2 protein-coding genes are annotated in these 4,101 nt (G+C 72.7%); one reads left to right on the top strand and one right to left on the bottom strand.

What is annotated here, in order from left to right; translation table 11 throughout:
* The first annotated feature begins 520 nt into the window (after positions 1–520).
* Complete coding sequence (locus JWR81_RS22110; protein WP_297656258.1) at positions 521–2,341, top strand: helix-turn-helix domain-containing protein; 1,821 nt, start codon at positions 521–523, stop codon at positions 2,339–2,341.
* Here the strand turns inward: JWR81_RS22110 and JWR81_RS22115 are convergent.
* Positions 2,308–4,101: NAD-binding protein (locus JWR81_RS22115; protein ID WP_297656261.1), on the bottom strand; the 1,794-nt coding region annotated here is incomplete at its 5' end. The genes JWR81_RS22110 and JWR81_RS22115 overlap by 34 nt on opposite strands.

Here is a 4,101-nt window from a genome sequence, read left to right on the forward strand (position 1 = left end):
CTTCTTGGCTGCCTTGCGGAAGGTGTAGTCGGTTCCGTACTTCATGTACGGCTCGTGGTACTGCGGCTCCCAGGAGAGTTCCTGGATCTTCTGATGAGCCTTGGCCAAACTCTGCCGACTCACGTCATCTCCTCACGTGGTGGTGGGCCGGTGATCACCTCGCACCCCGCGGGCCGCCGGCCGGTTTCCCGGACGACGAGGGCGACGCTGCGATCACCGTGGTCTGCCCCCGTCCGCGGAGCCGGTTCCTTGCGCGGGTTGGCGCCGGCAGCGGAGGTGGACCCGAGCCACTCGTTCCTGGGGCCGGCACGCGGGGCCGGTTAGGAGCGCTTGTCTCGTGCCGGGAATCACACCTCTCCAATGAGCGCGTCGAGGTCTCATTATGAGATTGTTGGCGATTGCCCCGTGACGTCCATCCTCCGTGGTCAGCCTGTGCGGGAGGCCCCAGAAGAGGTACCGTCGGCAACCAGTTGGCTCCGCACCGCCGCGGAGCGCACGCTGCGCCGAGGAGGGCAACCGGTTGGTCCGCCCGAACCACACGTCAGATGTCCGACGGATCGAGAGGTCCGCCGACGGGCTCGTCCGCGCCCGCACATCTTTCCTCGTCGACGACAAGGTCGAGGACGGAGCGGTCCGCGACACGATCCTCGCCTCCTGGACCAGGTCACGGGAGTGGGACGTCGACACCGACAGCGTCGAGATGTCGTGCGAGTACGACCCCGAGCCCGACTCGCCCCTCACCCGCGCCGCCACGCCGATCCTGGCCGACGTCGCCGACGAGCTGGGCACCGAACCGGTCAGCCTGATCCTCACCGACGCCGAGGGCGTGGTGCTGGAGCGCCGCACCGGCGACTCCGCGCTCAACCAGCACCTGGACAAGGTCTGGCTCGCCCCGGGCTTCAGCTACGCCGAGAAGTTCATCGGCACCAACGGCATCGGCACCGCACTGGAGGGCCGTGGCCCCGTGCAGGTGTTCGGCCACGAGCACTACGTTCCCCACCTGGCCGACCTCGCGTGCGCAGGCGCCCCCATCTGGCATCCCGTCAGCGGCAAGCTGATGGGCGTCATCGACCTCACGTGCTGGCGCCCCGACGCCGGGCGCTTCATGTCCACGGCGGTGGAGCGCATGGCGCGGCAGATCGAGTCGGCCCTGCTCGACCAGTCCGGCCCGCGCGAGCTCGCCCTGCTGCACGACTATCTGGCCGCCTGCCGGCGCAACCGCGGCGCGGTGTTCGCCATCAGTCCCGACCTGGTCATGACCAACGACCAGGCCCGCGAGCTGATCGACCCCGCCGACCAGACCACGCTCGTCGCCGGCGCCACCGAGGCGATGAACTCCGGGCGCCGGCTGCTGATGGTCGACCTGCCCAGCGGCGCGGTCGCCCGCGTGCACGTGCGGCCGAGCTGGATCGAGCGCGGCGAGGCCGGTGGCGTCCTGCAGGTGCAGCTGGCCGCGCCCGACATCGCCGCCAAGGCCCGCACCCCCGCCGTCGCACCGGTCACCGCGCTGCCCACCGCCGTGGGCTCCGGCCTGTTGTGGACGAAGTGCTGCCAGGCCGTCGACCGCCACTTCCAGAGCCGCGAGTGGATCGTGCTCGAGGGCGAGGCCGGCACCGGCCGCAGCACCATCGCGCGCGCCACCCACCAGATGCGCACCCCCGCCGCCCACCTGCGGGTCCTCGACGCCGACGACTACTCACCCGCCTGGATCGCCGACATCATCGAGGAGATGCAGACCGGCGGCGGCACGCTCGTGCTCGCCCACGTCGACCGGCTGGGCGAGACCGCCCGGCAGACGCTCGCCGACGCGCTCGAGCCGCACCGCGACTCCACCGACCCCGACCGGCCGTGGGTCGTCGCCACCGCCGACGTCGGCGGCCTGTCCGGGGAGGCGGGCGCCGACCTGCTCGACTTCTTCCCGCGCACCGTCGAGGTGCCGCCGCTGCGCCACCACGTCGAGGACGTCGCGGAGCTGGTGCCACACCTCATCGCGCGGCTCACCCGCGGCTCCGAGCTGACGTGCTCGCCGGAGGCCATGCGCGTGCTCATGCGCAACCGCTGGCCGGGCAACGTCGAGCAGCTCTACCAGGTGCTGCGCAAGACGGTCGCCCGCCGCCGGGCGGGTGTGCTGCAGCCGTCGGACCTGCCGCCGGAGACCCGCGCCATCACCCGGCGCGTGCTCACGCCGCTCGAGGCCATCGAGTGCGACGCCATCGTCGACGCGCTGCTGGACAACAACGGCAACAAGGCCGAGGCGGCCCGCCACCTGGGGATGTCGCGCGCCACGATCTACCGCAAGATCCGCGGCTACGGCATCTCCACGCCCGAGTCCGGCAGCTGAGCGACGTCCCGGCGCAACACGGCCATCAGCTCCTCGTAGGGCCCCACGAGGTAGGCGACGTCACCTGCTCCGAAGCGGGTGCCGCGCCGCGGCGGATGCTCCAGCACCCGCTCACCCTCGCCGGCCCGGTGGATCGCCACCACCCTGGTCCGCTCCGACAGCTCGCCCATCGCAAGCCCCTCCAGGCCCCCGCCGGACGCCACGGACAGTCGCCCGACGAGGAACGGGGCGGTGTCGACGTAGAACGTGCCCAGCACGTCGAGGCCTAGCGCGGCGCCCACGAACCACGGAGCCGCGAGCGCCGCGGTCGACCGGACGTGGCGGAAGTCGAAGCCCTCCTCGATGCTCGAGGCGAGCTCTCGGTCGAACACCCGCAACACCACCGGCACCTTCTCCCAGCGCTCGCCCAGCTGGTCGCGCACCACCAGACCGGTCTCGACGTTCACCAGGTCGTCGCTGGTCAGCACGGCCACGGCGGTGGCCTCCTCGATGTTCGCAGACGCCAGCACAGCGGCGTCCGTCGCGTCCCCGACGACGACGGGCACGTGCAGCGTCCGAGCCCGGCCGTGATGGCGCCCGTCCTCCTCGCGGTCCACGACCACCACGCGACGCCCCGCCGCGACGAGCCCCTCCACCACCTCCAGGGCCACCGACCCGAGCCCCACGACGATCACGTGCCCGCGCATCGACCCGACCCTGCGCCGCCCGAACGACTGCTCCAGCCGCGCGCTGACGAGCAACTGCGTGAGCAGGGCGAACAGGACGGCCGTGATGACCACACCGCCGCCCATCAGCCCGATCGCGTAGATCCGCAGCCACGACGGTTGCAGGGCGAAGGAGAAGTCGCCGTAACCGACCGTCGCGATCGTCTCGACGGTGAAGTACAGGGCGTCGACCAGCGACATGTGGGCGCCGGTGTCCTTGACGTACCCCACCCTCAGCACCGCCACCGACACCACGACGACGACGAGCAGCACGGCGAGCGTCACGCGCAGCGGCCGGTCGGTCTCGGCCACCAGCGAGCGGATCAGGGCCCAGGGCCCGGCGCGGCCGCCCTCCTCGGCCCGCTCGACGGCGCGGGCGGCCCCCGCACCCCGCGCCCCCGACGCCTGCTGCGCCGGCGCCGGTGCCTGCGGGCGCAGCAGCTCGACGACCTCCGGCGATCCGAGCGCGCGGAACTGCTCGGGAGTGCCGAACGCCGTCACCCGGTCGCCCACCCGGACGGCGTGGTCGCGGCCCGGGCACACGACCGGCTCCGGGTGCGCGGCCCGCGCGACGGCCAGCGGCGCCAGCTCGCCGTAGAGCTCCCGCAGCGTCGCGTTGCTCGCCGCCACCATCTCCGCGACGAGGAACGTCCGACCGGCCAGCTCGATGGTGTGGGTCCGGCGCCCGAGGCACGCTTCGACCACCGACGGCGCGGCCAGCGCGGCCACGTCGAGCACGCTGCCTTCGCCCGTCACCTCGGCCAGGGCACGGCTGACGCTGCCGTTGCCCATCCGGACGACGACCCGGACGTCCGACCGCAGCCGGCGCACCAGCAGCGCCGTCTCCATCGAGCGCAGGTCGTCGGAGAGCAGGACCACGACGGCCGCGGCGGTGTCGAGCCGCGCGTCGATCAGCGCCTCCCGCATCCGGCCCTCGATGCGCCGCACCTTCCACTGCGTCAGCAGACGGTCGGCCACCACGTCGGCGCCGCCCGACGGGTCGACCACCACGACGTCGGCGCCCGCCGCCAGCAGCTGCTCGACCGTACGCAGCGC

Origin of the sequence: Pseudonocardia sp. (assembly GCF_025965585.1) — a bacterium.
In the GTDB taxonomy this organism is placed as follows: Bacteria; Actinomycetota; Actinomycetes; order Mycobacteriales; family Pseudonocardiaceae; genus Pseudonocardia.